The following is an 18,104-nucleotide window of genomic DNA, read 5'->3' as shown; positions in this document are numbered from 1 at the left end:
TCAATTCTGATTAGTGTTTAACCACTTTTACCACATTAAATTGTTTTCTTATATCGGTCGTCTTTACCAAATAAACTCCTGGAACGAGCATTGGCAATTCAATACTTCTAATTCCAGATCTATTCTCCTCGCTATAAACACAACTGCCGTATAAATTATACACCTCAATTTTATTTACCTGATATTTAGAATCAATAAACAGAGAATTTGAAAAGGGATTCGGGTAAAATGCAGGCATTTCCTTTAGCTCTGTTTTCGAGACAGATGTTCCGACATCCATTGCATTCAAATAGTTTTCGAGATTGCTATAACCATTTTCAGCGATTAATCTGAAGTCAGTATTATCCTGAGAATTAAGGCCATGTTCCGTTTCCCATGAATCGGGCATTCCATCTTTGTCGCTATCAACCGGTGCCTCAGTTTCCGGAGTTGATTGATAAACATCCCAGGCCGTTTTTCCTGCTGCCCGATCTTCGGGTGAAACAAGATTATTTTGTGTATCAATTATCCCGGTTTCTAAACCTTTAACCGGTGATTCCTGTCCGCTCTTGTCGGTATACGCATAACGTACAATTTCAATCTCACCCGTCATTTCTTTAATCAGTCGGATATCATGTACATCACGTTTGGGCAAAGTGGCTCCCACCCCGTGTATTATCGACTGGTAGGCTTCTTCGGCACTTTGAGTATAGTTTTCGTAATCTTCGACAACTCCATCGGTATGCACAAATACAACATCGGATCTGATACTGTCTTTAAAACTGTAATTAACACCCAACCAGTTATCGGCGGTTTTTGCATCATCACCTACCATTACATTGCCACTAAAATACCATCCGGCATAGCCATTATCGCCTGTCCCCGGGCTTGCAAAATAAAGCGTTCCGTAATTGCCCGGACCGGGAAGAAAATAATTATTGACAACATTGGTATGGGCAAACCCCAAGCCATTGGTTTTCATCCATTCTCCTCCATAAAAAGAACCACTTCTGCCAAAATTGTAATTTACATTGTTTCGGTAATCTACCAGGGCTTCCACATCATTTTCATTTGAACCATTAATTCGTGGCGTTCTGGAATTATGATGTGCCATTAAATTATGATGATAGGAAGCATACATTCCTCCATGTTGGGAACCATAACCTCGTTCGCCTTTTTTATGAAATGAATGATATAAAGATTCGCTGATAATACACCACTGCACCGTGAAATTCGGGCTGCTTGAAAAATGAGTGGTTTCTTCAATCGCCCAGCTAAACGAACAATGATCGATAATGAAATTACCACCATTTTCAACACGGAAGGCCGATGTTTCCAGTCCCAATTCATCGCCCGCCCGGGAACGAATGTATCGAACAATAAGATTATGTGATCCTCCAAAATTTAGGGTGGCACCCCGAAAACAGATACCATCGCCAGGTGCTGTTTGTCCGGCAATGGTAAGATTATCGCGGTTTACACGAAGATCCCCTTTTAGGTTAATAACTCCGCCAACCCGGAAGACAATTGTTAAAGGACGCTTCACCGGATATTTTCCTATAATTGGATCGGTTAAGGTATCAACTCCTTGTTTAATGGCCCAGCGCATGCTACCAACGGGAGGATTATCCAAATCATCTTCAAGATTGGTAACAATAGCAATTCTTCCGTTTTGTCCATTACCCCTACCTCCTGATGCATATTTCCCATAACCTTCTGCGCCGGGAAATGCCAACAGATTTTGAGCGAAACCAAACACTGGGCTTAACAATAAAATAACTGCAAATATTGATTTGCTGAGATATTTATGCATCCCTTTTAATTTTGAATTTAAAGTTTATTTCGTGGTCAATCAATACTATTTAAATATTTCTCCAACATCGTGTATCCATCTTTGCCAACTTTATTTCTGTCGCTGGCATCTTTAGGATTTAAATTATTCTTTGTTTCCCAGCTATCAGGCATTCCGTCATGGTCGGTGTCAACAGGGGCAGGTAAGCTTTTCAGTTCCGGCCAACCACCAACATCATTTTGAGAATCGATAATGCCACATATCTTTGAAGCGTCGGCAACTTCATTTTCCTTTTTATAATATTTACCTTCATAGGTGGCAGTGCCACTGCGTGCATCTTTGATGATCATCAAGTCAATAGCGTCCCTTTTGGGTAAAGTTGCACCGACATTGTTAAGAACTAAGTGATATGCTTCTTCTGCCGTTTGTTGATGGATCGGCATTGCTGGCCAGGGTTTATCCAGTTTTATTTTATCAAAAGCTATCCTGGTTTGCACACCTCCATCCCAATTGTCGGCTGACACCTTTGCATTCCCTTCAACAATATTATCAGAGATATACCAAAGCCCAAAATCATCGGCTTCATTTCTAAAACCAGGATTCGCAATTCGATAAGCTATTTCTCCAGGTCTTGTAGCTGGGCCGGGTTTGTAATAATTTGCCACAAGATTGAAACTTGAAAAATTAAATTTTTCAAGTTTCTGTCCCTGTTGTTGTGCCTCACCGCCATAGCAGCTATTGTATCCCCAATTATAAATTACATTATTCCGATAATCCGTATATCCTGAACCAGAAGCCATACGGGGATTCCGACTACTATGATCTGCTAACAGGTTGTGGTGATACGTACTATGATTACCGCCCCAAATACCACCAAATCCATGATGCCCTTTAATGTGGTTGGAGCCATACAAACTTTCAGCAACTAAACACCATTGAACGGTAATACTGTCGCAATGGTATATGGAAAGGCATTCATCGACACTCCAACTAGCAGAAACATGATCAACGATAAGGTGTTTACAATACCTGCTTGACACCGCGTCGTAATCTTTACCTGATACATCTCCCGGCCTTACCCGAATATACCTGACAATTACATGGTCGGCATTAATGCTAAGAGGATGATTTTTTAGACAAATGCCATCACCGGGAGCAGTTTGACCTGCAATGGTGATGTACGGATTTTTGATTGTTATCGGGCTTTCAAGTTCGATGTTTCCCGATAATCGGAATACAATTGTTCTGGGACCTGAAGCCTCAACTGCGGCCCTTAAACTTCCTTCTCCGCTGTCATTTAAATTGGTTACTTCAAAAACAACTCCACCACGACCTCCCTTGGCATATTTCCCATATCCTTCGGCGGTTGGGAATGCAAGCTGTTGGGCTACCATTTTCAATTCCGGAAACTCATCAACAACACTGTGAAAACCGTTGGAACGGTTCCAGGTATTGTTGTCACCAACCAATCTCAGAATTTCAACATACTTGCCTTTATTTTTCATTTGTTTAACAAAATACTGCCCAAGTTTTACACATCCGGTAAAGTTGTCGGAGAGCAATTGAGTGATGGCTGCATCTTGTGAATTGATTTCCAGATCCATACAAAATGTAGGAATGCCGGCTGCCTTTGCTCTGTTTACATTAAGAACAGAACCATCGGCATCAGTAGGATTAAACAGGATGGCTGAGCAGCCCATGGCCAGAATGTTATCAAGGTGTTCGGCCTCTTTTGCTGGGTCGTTCTGCAAATCAAAAATTTGAGTTTCGTAGCCCAATTCTTTCGCTCTTCCGGCAGCCGATTCGGCCAGTACTACAAACCATGGATTGTTTAATGTGGAAATTACAACAGCAATTTTGTTTGAGGACTGAAATACATTCTTTCTGGAACAAGCAAATGTTCCGGAAAGAATAATCAGTAGAAGTATAAGTTTTATTAGTTTTGGTCGTTTCATCTTCAGGTTTGTTGATTGCCATGATGGCAATTAAAGGTTTAAGTTTTACACATTGCTACGCTAGTTTTAATGCAGTTTCCATTAATGCATCACCTGTTATTCCATAATATTCAAAAATCTCTTCCTGCGAGCCGGTGGCTGTATCCTCATCTGGAATGCCGACAATTTTAAACGGTAGTGAAACTCCGTTTTGCATCAGCAACGAAGCGCAGGCTTCGCCCAAACCGCCATGAACGCTGTGCTCTTCAACCGTGATTACAGCCTTGCATTTCTGAGCGGCTTTCAGCACTGCCTGCTCATCCAGTGGTTTTACGGTATGCATGCTTATCACTTCGGCACTTATCCCCTTTTCTTTTAAAATCTGGGCTGCTTCGTATGCAGGCAACACCGTTTCGCCACAGGCAATAAAAGCCACATCGCTACCTTCGCAAATGGTACTTGCTTTTCCTATTTCAAAAGTTTGCTCCAAACGTGGTAAAACCGGCATTGCTTTTTTACCGAACTTGATAAAAACCGGTTTGGTAGCTTTTGATGCTGCAATGATTGTCTGTTCGGCTTCGAAATTATCAGCCGGAACAACAACTTCAATATTATTTATAGCACGCAAAACGGCAACATCGTGGATGGAGTGATGAGTAGAGCCCAGTGCGCCATAACTCACTCCGGCACTGATGCCCACCAACACTACCGGAAAATCGGAATAGGCAACGTCGTTTTTGATCTGTTCGAGCGAGCGGGCTGTCAGAAAACAAGCCGGTGAAACGGCATAAACCTTTTTACCTGCAGAAGCCAGACCGGCGGCAACACCCACCAGGTTTTGCTCGGCGATACCCACCTCAACAATCTGATCAGGTAATTTATCAGCAAAAGGAACCAGCTTACCCGAGCCACGGGAATCGCTGGTTACGGCCAGAATGTTTCTATCCTTTTCGGCCAGGCTGATCAGCGTTTCTGAAAAAACTTCCAGGTTCGCTTTCCCTTTTATTAGTGTTTCTTTCTTTTCAATCGTTGTCATCATTGTGTTTTTTGAATTACTCCCCCACCTTTATTGCTGAAAGCCGTTCCAACTCCCCGTTCAGCTCTTTCATCGCCAGCTCATACTGCTCATCCGAAGGAACGCCGTGATGCCATTTCTTTTCGTTCTCCATAAAGCTCACGCCTTTTCCTTTCACGGTGTTTGCAATCACGAAAGTTGGTTTTCCTTTCACTTCAGGAACAGCCTGAAATGTTTTTCGCAGTTCGGTAATGTTGTTACCATCCACTTCAACCACATGCCAGCCAAAAGCCCTGAACTTCTCATCAATCGGGTACGGACTGTTCACTTCGCGGTTGGTACCTGTAATTTGCAGTGCATTATGGTCGAGAATGGCCACCAGGTTATCGAGTTTGTAATGAGCCGCCATTTGAGCCGCTTCCCAATTCGAACCTTCGGCCAGCTCACCATCGCCAAGTAAAGTAAATACTTTGTAATCGGCCTCATCTTTTTTTGCTGCCAAAGCAATTCCTGCACTTATCGGCAGGCCGTGGCCCAGCGCTCCGGTATTAAATTCGATGCCCGGAATTTTCCGCGTCGGGTGTCCAACATATTTCGACCCGCCTTTGCATAAGGTTTCCAGGTCCGACTCGGGGTAAAATCCTTTATCCGCCAGAACAACATACAAAGCTTCTACCGAGTGCCCCTTACTCTGAATGTAACGGTTGCGGTTTTTGTCACCGAAACTTTCAGGGGTAACATCCAGCACATCGTTATATAAAACATTCAAAATATCAGTACACGACAAGCTTCCCCCGGTATGACCGGCCTTGGCTATTTTAATGTATTTCAACAAAGCCAAACGGTACTCTACCGATTTTATCTGAAGTTCAAGATCAGTGAATTTTTTCATTTCTAATTATTTCTCCAAGAATATTAAAGCTACAAGTCACAAGCTGCAAGTCCGAACTTTGAACTCTAAACTCTAAACTCTATTCATGTTTGTAAACGTCCCAGCCCAGGTAATTTCCAATGGCTTCTTCCAAAATTTCAGAAACATGACCACGTACCATGGCAACGTGATGTTCGTATCCGTTTTTGCACATGTACTTCATCAGGTTTTGCAGGTTTGGAATCTCGCAAACGGCAATTCCTCCGTCCATTCCGTAAGGATCATCGGTCATTTTCCCTTCGCCCAGGTACGATTTGATCAGGCCTTTGCTATCATCGGTAGAAATTCTGAAGTACGTCATATTGCCTGCGGCAACTTTTCCTTTCACCGCTCCAAAAGTATCTTCACTTCCGAGCACAGTTCCCAGTACATCGAGGCTACCGATTTCAATTTCATTCTCGAAGAATGATTTCGGATAGTTGCTGCAATGTGTGCAAACCACTTTATCGCGATCCTCACCAAAGTTGTTGTTCCAGTCGAGAATTGCAGACGGTTTTTGAGCAGCCAGTGCCAGCGCATACATCGAAATTGTGCCGGCAACATCCACTTCACAGGCCGACGGCATGAACTTTTCGCCCATCATACTCATGGTAACGCAGGCAGCACAGCCAAAATTCTTTTCGATAGACTCCCAACATTGTAAAGCCGAGATATCAATATCGTTTTCTTTGATCCAGTTTTCAACGGCCAGACCAAAGCGAGCTTGCTTATAAATCTGTCCGCGGTGAAGAATATTGCAGGTTCCGTAGTTTTCAATCGATTCCACCATTTTTGCAACTTCAGGTGAATTTTCATCGATCTTTTCGGCTGCAGCCAGAATTTCCGACATATCTACAGGAACGATGGTGATTCCGTATTCCTGCAATAACTTTTCGCTAAAACGCATGGTCTGGAAACCGATGGGGCGTGTGCCAATAGCACCAACACGCAGGTTGCTAAAACCTTTTACCACCCGGCAAATTCCTGCAAACTTGTAAATGTCTTTTGTGAATTCAGCGCTGTCGAGGCTGTACGTATGGTAAATGGTATCGGTGAATTTAATGCCATACTGGTAGAAATTGTTGCATACCGACAATTTTCCGCAGAAGGCATCGCGACGACTTTTTACATCTACTTTGTCGTTTTCATCGTCAACAGCAACTACCAGCACCGGTACTTTCAAACCCGATAATTTTATAGAGTTCACTACTCCCAGTTCGTCGCCAAAGTTGGGAAGGACTACGATAATTCCATCAATTTTTTCAGCATGTTGCTTGAAGTAAGCACCACATTTCTTGGCATCTTCATAGCCTTCAATGTTTCCGGTTGGCGTTTCGCTTTCGGGCAAAATAACCGTATTAAAACCCATCGACGCGAGTTTGTCCAACACCTTTTTCCGTGAATCAACCGCCAGTTGAAAATTGAAAATGTTTCGTGTGGCAATGATAACTCCAAATGAGACTTCCAGTTTTTTCATTTTATTTTCATTTTTTAATTCATACTATTCAAATTGTTTATTTTCAATGGCATAGCATGGAACTCGCCCCGATAAATCGGGACTCGTTTCATAATCTTGATTTGCGAACGGCATTTTTCCAGCCTTTGTAAAGCTCACCAGATTTGCTTTCTTTCATCTCCGGGTGAAAAGTACGATCGGTTAAACGCAGTGATTTTATTTCATCGAGGTCTTTCCAGAAACCTGTTGCCAGACCTGCCATAAAAGTGGCGCCAAGCGCCGAAATCTCCTCAATATTCGAGCGCTCAACTTTTCCTTGCAGCATGTCGGCCTGAAACTGCATCAGAAAATTGTTTCTTGTCGGGCCACCGTCAACCCGCAATTCTTTCAATTGAACTGCAGCTCCCAATCCCATCAGGTCGGTAAGATCTTTTATTTGATAAGCAATGCTTTCGAGTGCAGCCCGAACCACATGAGCTTTTGTTGAATTTCGTGACATTCCAACAATGCAGGCACGTGCTTCATTGTCCCAGTAAGGTGCACCAAGTCCTACAAAAGCAGGCACGAGGTAAACACCGTCGTTCCCTTCAACTGATTCTGCCAAAGTTTCTGTTTCCGAGGCATCGTTAATCAGCTGAAGTTCGTTTTTTAACCAGTTTAAGGTATCGCCGGTGGCATGAATATTTCCTTCAAATACATAGTCGATGCTTTTGGCCCGGCCAAATCCGATAGACGTTACCAATCCTTTGGGTGCGGCCAGTGGTTCTTTGCCGATGTTCATCATCACCGACGAGCCGGTTCCGTAGGTAGCTTTCCCAAATCCGGGGATAAAGCAATTCTGACCAAATAAGGCTGCATGCGAATCACCAAGAAGACCGGCAATTGGAAGCGGTTCATCAAAAATCAATTCGGGATCGGTATGAGCAAAAACCTCGTCGCTGAATTTCACTTCCGGAAACATCGACATTTCAAGGTTGCAAAGTTCGGCAAGTTCTTTGTCCCATTCCAGCGTGTTAATATTAAAAAGCATTGTGCGACAGGCATTTGAATAATCCGTAGCATGGACTTTTCCGCCTGTCAGTTTGAAAAGTAACCAACTGTCGATGGTTCCTAAAAGAAGGTCGCCCTTTATGGCTTTTTCCTTTAGCCCGTCAATGTTGTTCATCATCCAGCTTAATTTGCTGGCCGAGAAATACGGATCGATGATCAATCCGGTTTTATCCTGAACAAAAGCTTCAAGCTTCTTTGCTTTTAATTCGTTACAAAACTCTACTCCACGCTGACATTGCCAGACAGCAGCATTTGCCACCGGAATTCCGGTGTTTTTATCCCAGATCACCGAAGTTTCGCGTTGATTTGTTATGGCAATACTTTCGATTTCTTTCGTATCGATTTTGGCATCGCTCACCACGCGGTTCATCCCGGTGATCACGTTGTTGAATATCTCAACAACATCGTGTTCAACAAATCCGGCTTGTGGATAAAATTGCTGGTGTGGGATGCTTACACGATGTATCAGTTCGGCATTGCGATTGAATATCATCGCCTTGGTTGCCGAAGTACTTTGGTCGATGGCCAGAATGTATTTTGTTTTTGAATTCATTTTAGAAATGGTAATAGCTGCAAGTCTGTTCTTTCGTTTATTTTCGTTTTCAAATATAAATGAAAATTAATGAAAATACCAAATTTTAATTTTGAAGAACGAAAACTTAATATAGGGCTGATTTACCGTCTTTTGCAAATCATTCTTCAATTCGCTGAACAGCGATGTTATGAGATGATCAGTTTAATATCATTTTGCAAAAACATTTCCTTGTCTTCTTCCTTAATTTGAGAATCCGTAATCAAGTAGTCGATCAACGAAAGGGCACCAAGGCTGGCAAAAGAACTTTTGCCTATTTTGGATGAGTCGGCAAGCAAATACACTTCCTCAGCTGACTCGATCATCGCTCGCTTTACAACTATATCGCTGATACTGGGGTAAGTTAATCCTGACTTCAGGGTAATTCCGGCGGTTGCCAGAAATAATTTATCTACGTGCAGACCTTCGAGCGAATCGGCAGCTTTTTGTCCCGTCAAAGAAAGCGTCGGGGCCTTAAATTCACCACCGGTAAGGATCAGATTAATGTCGGGATCAGCACCCAGAATAAAAGCAATATTCAGAGCATTTGTTATCACAGTCAGGTTCTTATATCCGGTGATCAGTTTTGCTAACTCTGTTACAGTAGAACCTGAATCCAGGATAATCGTATCACCATCACTGATCAAATCAATGGCCTTTTGAGCAATAGAGCCTTTTTCCGGCATATTCTCCTTACTGAGTACCTCAATGTTTCTAACGCTCATTCCAATATCCTTGAGGTAGGCTCCTCCGTGCTCCCGAACTATTAGTCCTTCTTCTTCGAGTTTTTCCAGGTCCTGGCGTATGGTTACTTCAGTAACTTTAAAGATTCTGCTTAAATTCAAAACCTTTGCCTGTCCGTCTTCACGAATCAATTCAAATATTTTTTGTCGCCGTTGTTTTGGTAATATTTTCATTTTTTGATAATTGGTTCTATTTACTTCAATATTATCATACTTTCGAATACACTCATTTTCGAAACCCTTAAACGAAAGAAATACAAAGATAAAAAAGCATAAGATAAATATTCGAAATAAAACTATTAATATTTCGAAATGGTAATCATTAAACATTCAAGATTAATAACGTTTAGAAAAAACATTATGAAACGCACATTAGTAGCCAAGTAAACCGCTCTGGAAACTTATACTAGATTATCATTTTTGCAATCATTGTATAGTAGGCCTAGGTCACTAGAATCATTACTTCTATCGAAATTAAATATTCTGATTACACCTTTTTGTTTTCCGTATCAACAAAGAAAATTTCGAAAATATTCTAAAATAGCCAATAGAAATCTTCTATCCCCACTTCTCATCAAGTACAATTAAATAGGTATAATTTCAAATTTATGTTGCTCCACATAATTCATATCATGAGGTCGGCGTTTCAATCCCGCCTCTCGCTGCCAATAAATAATGGGATTCACAACAGAATATAGTTTACTATTTCCTCATTTCTTTCAAAAATTCAGAAGGACTTTTATGGTAATACTTTTTAAAACTTTTAGAAAAATAAGATGGAGCTGAAAAACCAACCTGATATGCTATTTGTGCCAGATTAGAATCTGTCATTTTCATTAAATGAACCGCTTTTCTTAGACGAAATATTGTTAAGAATTCAACAGGAGAATAGTTAGTTAAAGCTTTTACCTTTCGGTACAACTGAATTCGAGACATGCCCAATTCGTTGCTTAAAAAGTCAACACTTAGTTCAGTATTCTCAATATGTTTATCAATTTGTTCCTCCAGTTTATCAATAAACGATTTCTCAATTTTAGAAGTATTTATAGGCAGTTCGTTTGGAACATTATCTGAACTATATGTAGTTTTTAGCTGTTTTCTACCTTCAATTAGATTACGGATTCGGACTTCAAGTATATCAAAATTCACCGGCTTTGACATGTAATCATCTGCACCACTTTCAAAACCCAAAATTCGTTTTTCATCCTGCGCATTTGCCGTAAGTAAAATAATGGGGATATGACTGGTTGACAATTCTTTTTTTAGATGGCTACACATTTCTACACCATCAATTCCAGGCATCATCACATCAGAGATAATCAGATCGGGAACATATTTCACTGCCTTTCTTATTCCTTCGATACCGTCACGGGCTTCAAGCACACAATAATTTTCTTTCAGGAGAGATTTCAGATAAGAACGTATTCCGGGATGATCATCAACCAGTAAAATTGTTGTTTTCTCCTTGTCAAACTCATCATCAAAAATGTACAAATCTTCACTCCCGATTACGGAAGAAATAACATCTTGAATTTCCTTTCTGGCGACTATTTTTTCATCAGACTCTTCCACTTCAATTTTTATGTTCTTATCTTCCTGCTTTGCAGGAATCGAAAAAGTAAAGCAAACAAAACCATTACGGTTAGTAACCTCAATCTTCCCTCCATGTAAATCGATGTAACCCTTCACAAGTGCCAAGCCGAGGCCAGAGCCACCGGTTTTTGAGCCAGCTTGATAAAAACGGTCGAATATCTCTTTTATCTTATTTTCAGGAATTGATTTACCGGAATTCATTACCTGCACCTCTACAGAGTTTTTCCCTTCAATAAGTTTCCGACCCATCAAAATTTGAATAATGCCCTTTTCCGGTGCAAATTTGAATGCATTGGATAATAAGTTGGTATAAATCCGTTCCATTTTTTCCACATCAAAATCGATTATGAAATCGTCTTCAGACACAGCTTCCATCCTGAAATCAATTTGTTTAAGTTTTGCTGCTTCGGCAAAAAGTCCATTCCAGTCCTCAATGTGTTTTTTTAAATCAGCCGAGACAGGCGAAAAATCATGTTTCCCTAATTCATACTTCCTGAAATCAATTATTTGTTCGATAAGTTTTAAAAGAATGGAAACGTTTTTTTGTGCAATTTGAAGTAAATCTCTTTGTTCACTTGTCAGGTTTTTATTCCTGGATAAATTATCAACCGGCCCTGATATTAATGTTAGCGGTGTCCTGAACTCATGAGATATGTTGGTGTAAAATCTTAATCGTTCCTGTGTTACCTTTTCCAGTTCGTCTGACAATCTTTTCAATTCAATGTTTTGTACCGAGATGGCTTCTTTCTGTTTTTCAAGGTTTCGATTCGATATTTTCAAACGTTTGAATGACCATAAATACATACCAAACAATATGGCCACAAGAGTTAGTAACACAAGGCTAACGAATAACAAAATCTGTTGGTCGCGATATCTTACGTTCAACATTTCAAGCATATTCTTCGATTTTGTTATGTCTTCCTGCAACGCATTTATGTTCTGAAATTGTATCCTGGTGATATCTACATTCGAACGGTCAATAAGAGTGGTTGGTAATAAATTGTTCTTTTGGAAAGGCTGCCTATGTAATATCTTAGCAGCTATTTGAATCGCCTCTTTCCCTCCTGACGGATAAATCAACGTTGCTGAAATAGTTCCTTTCTCAACCATTTCTATACCTCCTCCTTCATTTGGTAAACCATCAACACCAACTACTAATATATTACGATTAGGAAATTGCTCACTTATGATTTCACCTGCTGCCTCAGCCATTAAATCGGTATGGGCAAAAATTGCTTTAACCAAAGGATATTTTTGTAACACAGATGCCAGACTGTCCCGCACTAAGTCAACTTCCCACTGTGCATAAATTTTATGTACATTCTGAAGGTGCGGAAACCTATCAAGTGTACTGTTAAACCCATTCATACGCTCCAGGGCTGGAGAAGAACTAAGCATGCCTAACAGTTCAACTACCTGCCCCCGGTTGTTTAACTTATTCGCAATGTAAACACCACCAGCATTCCCTATTTCAAGGTTATTACCACCAATGTAAGCTGTATATTTTTGTGAATTGATTTTTCTGTCAACAAGAATAACCGGGATGTCGGAATCATAAATTCTTTCAATAACAGGTTGAAGGGCATCAATTTCATTTGGAGCTATTATCATTAAATCAACCCCCACCTCTAATAATTCTTTTATTTGCTGAACCTGTAAAAGTGTGTTGTCTTCAGACTGTCTTTTAATAAGCTCAATGTCATCATGAAACATGAGTTCACGCTCCATCTCCGCTTCCATATTCTCTCGCCAGTCACCGGCAGAACATTGAGAAAAACCGATTAGGAATTTTTCTTTTGCATGCAGGTTCAAACAAAATATCAGCAATATTACGAGTAACAGATGACGCATTAATTTTTAAAAATTATAACCTCTAAAATTAACAAAATTATATCATGATAATGGACAAAAAGGCCTGATGTATTCACCAGACCTTTAAGTTCTAACTAAACCATGTATCGGATTATTCCCATACTACCAAATTGATGATAGTTTACTTATATTACCTTTTAAAAGCTCAACTTCGCCTTTTTCAGAAAACAAGCTGATCATGGTGAATTTCTCATTTGAAAAGAATTGCTCTGTCATTACTACCAGACCATCCACCGCAAATAGTTCAACTGAGGATTCATCTATGATGAGTTTTATATCCAGCGACGGGGAACTCACAACATAAGGTGCATAATGAATACCTGCAAATTCCTGGTTCGGACTGTCCCAGCCACAGTTACTCCTGTCAATAAAAAACAGTTTGTTCAGATTATCATAGCCTATCTTAACCAATTCATTCTTGTCATTCGCAAACTGTATTCCAAAGCGTTCGCCAAAATTGATGGCAGTATTGTTGCCAGTATTGAAACTCAGGTCAATCTCCATTGGATATTCTGGTTTCAGGTTAATCTCCATTTCCTCCTCAATTTTGGAAGTCGGAATCTCCTTTGTATCCAATTTAATTTTATTTAATTCTTTGACAGGATGAGATACAAGTAGATAGTCGTGATAAATTTCTGTCAATTCCAGGGTTCTCGGGAGGGTAAAAGCACCCCTCCAGACTGATGTCGGAATCTTATTTGCATATTGCCAGTTATTCATCCAGCCAATTAAAATCCTTCTGCCATCCTCATCCGGGATATCCGACCAAGTCACACCAGCGTAATTATCTTTGCCGTAATCGAGCCATTTGGTTTTTTCTCCGTGCGGTTCAAAAACATGTCCATCAAATTCGCCGACAAAGTATTGTGTAGCCGAACCTCCATTAGGACCACCAGGATTGATGCTAACCAGTAATACCCACTTAATTTCGTCTGTTCCTTCAATTTGCAAAGGGAATAAATCGGGGCATTCCCACACGCCACCATGCGCCCCAATACCAGTTCCGAATTCGCTTTCCAGGGTCCAGTCGATTAAATTAGGCGAAGAATAGAAATTGATATGGTCGAGCACGGCAAGGGTCATTATCCATTTCTCACTTTCGGGGTGCCACATCACTTTTGGGTCACGAAAATCACGAATTCCGGGATTAGGTAAAACCGGGTTGTTTTCATATTTCGTCCAGCTACACCCTTTATCAAGGCTATATGCAATTCCCTGATACTGAAATTTATCAGTCCCAGTATTTTCCAACTCCCGATTATGATAGGTAAAAATAGCCACCATGGGCGGAACGCCGTTTTCTCCTAAACCAGATGTGTTTTCCCAGTCAATTACAGCACTTCCCGAGAATATCCAGCCTAAACTGTCGGGGTATAATGCTATTGGGAGCTGTTCCCAGTGAATGAGGTCTTTGCTTACCGCATGCCCCCAGTGCATTGGCCCCCAGATTGTAGTATCCGGGTTATGCTGAAAAAACAGGTGGTATTCACCATCGTAATACACCATCCCATTCGGGTCATTAGCCCACCCTGTTTCAGACGAGAAATGAACCTTGGAACGGTATTGTTCATTGTATTTTTCTTGTTGGTTGTTTGCCGACGGCTCGCAGGCACTTAAGATAAAAACTACCACCAGAAGCTTATAAAATGTCTTCATCATTATTAATTTACTTTTATAAATTGTTGAGTTGATATTTGGTTGTCATTCAAAACATAAAGAATGTAGTGTCCCGTTTTTAAATCGCTTATATCGATTTCGGACGAGGAAATACCGGGAAATATTATTTTTTCTTTCAGGGTTTGTCCCAGCAGGTTTATAACTTTTGCAGTGGCGGTTCTACTGGTTCCAGCATTCAGCGTAAAGTGTATTTTGTGGTTGGCCGGGTTAGGATATACATCAATCGATTTTATGTTTTCTCTTCTGTCCTGTATTCCTGTGCCCGGATCTTCTGCCCAAATTGATTTAAGCTCCCAGGCATTAAATGATTGTAGTAAAGTAGGTGCATTTTCAGAAAATAATTCGATGCCTTTTTGAAAATAAGGATTAGGAAACATCAATGAAGTTAATACAACATCTCCATCATTCACAAAAACTTCAAGCGACAGTTGGTCAACAAAAACATGAAAACTGATTTTATTTTCTTTTAACTGCACAGGAGCATTTATAACCCGCGGAAATTTGCTGTTAAAGCTTACATATCCGCTTTGTGTACGGTCGATAAAAACATTCGAGGTTTTAGCGTCGTAACCCAATACCATTTTATTGGCATCCGACACACAAAGATTAAAGCCGACTTTCTGATCGCTTCCCGGGTTTACTTCGTAAACTGCTTCAAACTCATAAGTATTTTTCAGAGGTTTAAACTCTGTTAATACAGTTGTTCCTTCTACTGTTTTGTTCGTTAGTACTACTTCTTCCTTTCTTAACTTCTTCAATTCCTCAATTGGCTTTTGAGTGATTATATAACCTTGAAGAGTGCTAACCAGCTGTATTTCGCGGGGCAGCGACTCAGCTGTACTTCCTCCCCAGGAGGTCGGAATGCTATTGGCATAATCCCAGTTATTCATCCAACCAAGCCAAACGGTACGGTCGTCATCTGCATCGTAATTCCGATAAGTTCTTACAGCATAAAAATCGGGGCCGTAATCAATCCAGTAGGCATGTTCGTATCTATGGTCGGTAAGAATATCCGAGAACATAATGTGGTCGATATTAATGTGTCCCCAACTACCTGAGAAATTGTCGATAATTTGTAATACAGCAGTTTGTCCGATGTATTCACTTACATCCCAGCCAAACCATTTTAGCTGTTCCGAATTGTCACCGGTAGCCGTTCTTACAACTTCTCCGTTTACAAGTAGGTTAATACAGGTTAAATTATTGTGGTTTCCGCCAGATATTAAAAAGTTGATAAAATTCTTGGAAACCGTAAACTCCGGAGATGCCAGTTTCCCGGTTGCGGCATCGCCACCATTAAAAGAATTCACCAGGTAGTCGCCCAAATAACCTGATACATCCATTTGGCCGGACAGGGATCCATTTGCCGGGCCCGTGCCAAAAGCAGTTCCTTCTGTAGTCCATGTTCCGTAATCAGAAGCTTCAAAATCAGTAAATAGTTCACCGTTGATACCGGTGCCATTTTTCAAATAAGCCAGGGTTGTACCGTCAGGAGTGAAAGTACTTCCATCAAAATCGCCTACCCAGTATTGCCCACGATTAGGACCCATCCCACAAATCATAACCCACTTCTTATTTTCAGGATTACCATCTAATGGGAGTTGAAAAAGGTCGGGGACTTCCCAGGCGCCTGTTCGTGCACCAAGTGGCCCAAAAGACGATTGTTTAGTCCAGTTTTTCAAATCAGGAGAGCTATAAATTTCAATACGATGTTCACCCGGACGTGTAATAGCCATTGCCCAACGGTTGAGTTGCGTATCCCAAAATACAGAGGGGTCCCTGAAATCGGTTGAAGTGGAAGGAATTACCGGGTTATCGTTGTAATAATTGAAGTATTTAAAATCGGGCGAAGTACTCGATGAGATTCCCTGCGTTTCAATATTTGTTGTTCTATTGTGCATGGTATAAATCGCCACGGCAACCGTGTCATCTCCGGTTCCAAACCCGGCAGTGTTTGCAGTATCTACAACTACCGAACCTGTGTAGTAATCGAAAGACGAGTTTCCTCCCTGCATGGGCCAGGGATATTCTTTCCAGTACACCAAATCTTCGGAAACGGCGTGTCCCCACCAAAAAAGATGGTACAGACTGTCGAATTTTATGGTTCCGTCCGGGTCACCAATCCAGCCACTTTTGGGAGAAAAATGGAATTGTGGCCGGTACTGCTCACTATAGTCCTGAGCTTTAATAAAAAGCGGGAAGCTGAGCAAGACAACCAATAGTATGGTCACAGATATTGTTTTCATAAAAATTCCTTTTAATCATTTAATCTCCCAAAGCCGGTATAGGAAGGAAACCATTTCCAGGCTTCCTTCCTTTAAGTATTATTCTTTCGATTTTGCCAAAAGATACGCAATGCTGTTCGAGGTCAGTTTCTCGCGGTTACCTGCGGTGTTTTCAACATCATTCTCAGCATACCAATCATAAGTTCCTGAACCGATAAAAATAGCCGCACCTTTACCATTTTGTTTATCCCAAAGTACCAGGTTAATTTCCATCCCATTCCAGTTAGTAACCAAAGCCTTGCAATTATTAACTGTCTCGAAGTATGCCACCCGTTCTTCAATCGTTGAGCCACCAACCGCGTAATCCGTCCAGTCATCCACGTTATACTGGTTGGTACGGTTACGGCGTGCAACTCCGTTAGGCAACATAATGAATTTGCTTGGGTCGTCACTTTTATAGTTTAAACCCTGAGCTAACGGACTTTCCGGGTCACCGTACCATCTCAAATCCCAATCGCCCCAGTTATGTGAGTCTGGATTTGCCTCGATATCGCCAAAAGCATTGTTCGGAGCATATTTTGCTTCGCTAACAATTCCCAACTCATCAACAAGCGAACCTGCAAAGTTGGTTAACAGGATGTTACCTCCATTTTCGTAATACGCTTTCAGTTTCGATACAATTGCAGGATTATCGGCAACTCCGTAAAGCATTTGGGCATCAGGCCAGCACGGGCGTGTACCCTGGTCGGAATGGTACCAAACAGCATTGAACTTGCTCAAATCAACAGAGCCATCGGCAACCTGGCTGAAGCTTACATATTCAGCGGAAGGATATTTCTTTAAAAACCATTCTGCTGCTCTCTGGTCGTCTAAAATTGTCATAGCCGAAACACTGGCCGGTTCGCCCAAAAAGGCAAAGTAGAATTTCTCTGATACTGTTACTACATATTGGCAATAAATATCGCCGTTAACAATCGTAAACTCAACAGGATTGGTAAAATCCATATTAGATGTGATTGCGGGAGTAATAACAGCTCCTTCAGGAAGCACAATCTCTGGGCTTATATTGCTAAGATCAATATTGCTACCGCTTTCGATGGTTACGGTAATGGTTTTGTTTACTTCATCAATTTCGCCTTCAGTGCCATCAACTGAAAAACTCTTTATTTTTACATCAGCATCCAGATTTAGCGGGCTGTTGTATTCCTCTTCACAGGCAGAAAATAATCCGGCTGAAATGGTGAATAGTATTAGATATATTAAATATTTTTTCATTTTATTTTCCTT

The 18,104-nt window shown here is 41.0% G+C and carries 11 protein-coding genes; all 11 read right to left on the bottom strand.

What is annotated here, in order from left to right:
* Positions 1 to 10 precede the first annotated feature (10 nt).
* The gene (locus HFD85_RS07325) at positions 11 to 1,792 is read right to left on the bottom strand and encodes a T9SS type A sorting domain-containing protein (RefSeq protein WP_167607067.1); all 1,782 of its coding nucleotides are present in this window, start codon (positions 1,790 to 1,792) and stop codon (positions 11 to 13) included.
* 35 nt (positions 1,793 to 1,827) lie between these two features.
* A complete protein-coding gene (locus HFD85_RS07320; protein ID WP_167607064.1) occupies positions 1,828 to 3,726 on the bottom strand; it encodes a substrate-binding domain-containing protein in 1,899 nt (632 codons plus the stop codon).
* A 55-nt stretch (positions 3,727 to 3,781) separates the two neighbouring features.
* Positions 3,782 to 4,744, bottom strand: coding sequence for a transketolase family protein (locus tag HFD85_RS07315; protein ID WP_167607060.1), 963 nt, complete (start codon positions 4,742 to 4,744; stop codon positions 3,782 to 3,784).
* Positions 4,745 to 4,757: 13 nt separating this feature from the next.
* Positions 4,758 to 5,612 carry a transketolase gene (locus tag HFD85_RS07310; RefSeq protein ID WP_167607057.1) on the bottom strand — a complete coding sequence of 285 codons (855 nt, stop codon included), beginning with the start codon at positions 5,610 to 5,612 and terminating at the stop codon, positions 4,758 to 4,760.
* 79 nt (positions 5,613 to 5,691) lie between these two features.
* On the bottom strand, positions 5,692 to 7,107 hold the full coding sequence (locus HFD85_RS07305; RefSeq protein ID WP_167607054.1) for an L-fucose/L-arabinose isomerase family protein: 1,416 nt from the start codon (positions 7,105 to 7,107) through the stop codon (positions 5,692 to 5,694).
* An 88-nt stretch (positions 7,108 to 7,195) separates the two neighbouring features.
* Positions 7,196 to 8,689 carry a glycerol kinase GlpK gene (glpK, locus tag HFD85_RS07300; protein WP_167607051.1) on the bottom strand — a complete coding sequence of 498 codons (1,494 nt, stop codon included), beginning with the start codon at positions 8,687 to 8,689 and terminating at the stop codon, positions 7,196 to 7,198.
* 167 nt (positions 8,690 to 8,856) lie between these two features.
* Positions 8,857 to 9,624: a DeoR/GlpR family DNA-binding transcription regulator gene (locus tag HFD85_RS07295; RefSeq protein ID WP_206081902.1), complete on the bottom strand. Its 768-nt coding sequence runs from the start codon at positions 9,622 to 9,624 to the stop codon at positions 8,857 to 8,859.
* Between the two features lie 528 nt (positions 9,625 to 10,152).
* Positions 10,153 to 12,894 (bottom strand): substrate-binding domain-containing protein, encoded by a 2,742-nt coding sequence (locus HFD85_RS07290; RefSeq protein WP_167607048.1) that lies wholly within the window; start codon positions 12,892 to 12,894, stop codon positions 10,153 to 10,155.
* Between the two features lie 123 nt (positions 12,895 to 13,017).
* The gene (locus HFD85_RS07285) at positions 13,018 to 14,574 is read right to left on the bottom strand and encodes a glycoside hydrolase family 32 protein (protein WP_167607045.1); all 1,557 of its coding nucleotides are present in this window, start codon (positions 14,572 to 14,574) and stop codon (positions 13,018 to 13,020) included.
* A 2-nt stretch (positions 14,575 to 14,576) separates the two neighbouring features.
* Positions 14,577 to 16,838: a GH32 C-terminal domain-containing protein gene (locus HFD85_RS07280; protein ID WP_167607042.1), complete on the bottom strand. Its 2,262-nt coding sequence runs from the start codon at positions 16,836 to 16,838 to the stop codon at positions 14,577 to 14,579.
* A 78-nt stretch (positions 16,839 to 16,916) separates the two neighbouring features.
* Positions 16,917 to 18,092, bottom strand: coding sequence for a DUF4960 domain-containing protein (locus HFD85_RS07275; RefSeq protein WP_167607039.1), 1,176 nt, complete (start codon positions 18,090 to 18,092; stop codon positions 16,917 to 16,919).
* Positions 18,093 to 18,104 lie beyond the last annotated feature (12 nt).

The organism is Maribellus sediminis (genome assembly GCF_011799805.1).
In the GTDB taxonomy this organism is placed as follows: Bacteria; Bacteroidota; Bacteroidia; order Bacteroidales; family Prolixibacteraceae; genus Draconibacterium; species Draconibacterium sediminis_A.
This window is presented reverse-complemented; position numbering and strand designations above follow the sequence as displayed.

Bases quoted from the DNA above. Each gene is read 5' to 3' on its own strand.
- HFD85_RS07325 (WP_167607067.1), bottom strand. From the start codon at position 1,792: ATGCATAAATATCTCAGCAAATCAATATTTGCAGTTATTTTATTGTTA.
- HFD85_RS07320 (WP_167607064.1), bottom strand. From the start codon at position 3,726: ATGAAACGACCAAAACTAATAAAACTTATACTTCTACTGATTATTCTT.
- HFD85_RS07315 (WP_167607060.1), bottom strand. From the start codon at position 4,744: ATGATGACAACGATTGAAAAGAAAGAAACACTAATAAAAGGGAAAGCG.
- HFD85_RS07310 (WP_167607057.1), bottom strand. From the start codon at position 5,612: ATGAAAAAATTCACTGATCTTGAACTTCAGATAAAATCGGTAGAGTAC.
- HFD85_RS07305 (WP_167607054.1), bottom strand. From the start codon at position 7,107: ATGAAAAAACTGGAAGTCTCATTTGGAGTTATCATTGCCACACGAAAC.
- glpK (WP_167607051.1), bottom strand. From the start codon at position 8,689: ATGAATTCAAAAACAAAATACATTCTGGCCATCGACCAAAGTACTTCG.
- HFD85_RS07295 (WP_206081902.1), bottom strand. From the start codon at position 9,624: ATGAAAATATTACCAAAACAACGGCGACAAAAAATATTTGAATTGATT.
- HFD85_RS07290 (WP_167607048.1), bottom strand. From the start codon at position 12,894: ATGCGTCATCTGTTACTCGTAATATTGCTGATATTTTGTTTGAACCTG.
- HFD85_RS07285 (WP_167607045.1), bottom strand. From the start codon at position 14,574: ATGATGAAGACATTTTATAAGCTTCTGGTGGTAGTTTTTATCTTAAGT.
- HFD85_RS07280 (WP_167607042.1), bottom strand. From the start codon at position 16,838: ATGAAAACAATATCTGTGACCATACTATTGGTTGTCTTGCTCAGCTTC.
- HFD85_RS07275 (WP_167607039.1), bottom strand. From the start codon at position 18,092: ATGAAAAAATATTTAATATATCTAATACTATTCACCATTTCAGCCGGA.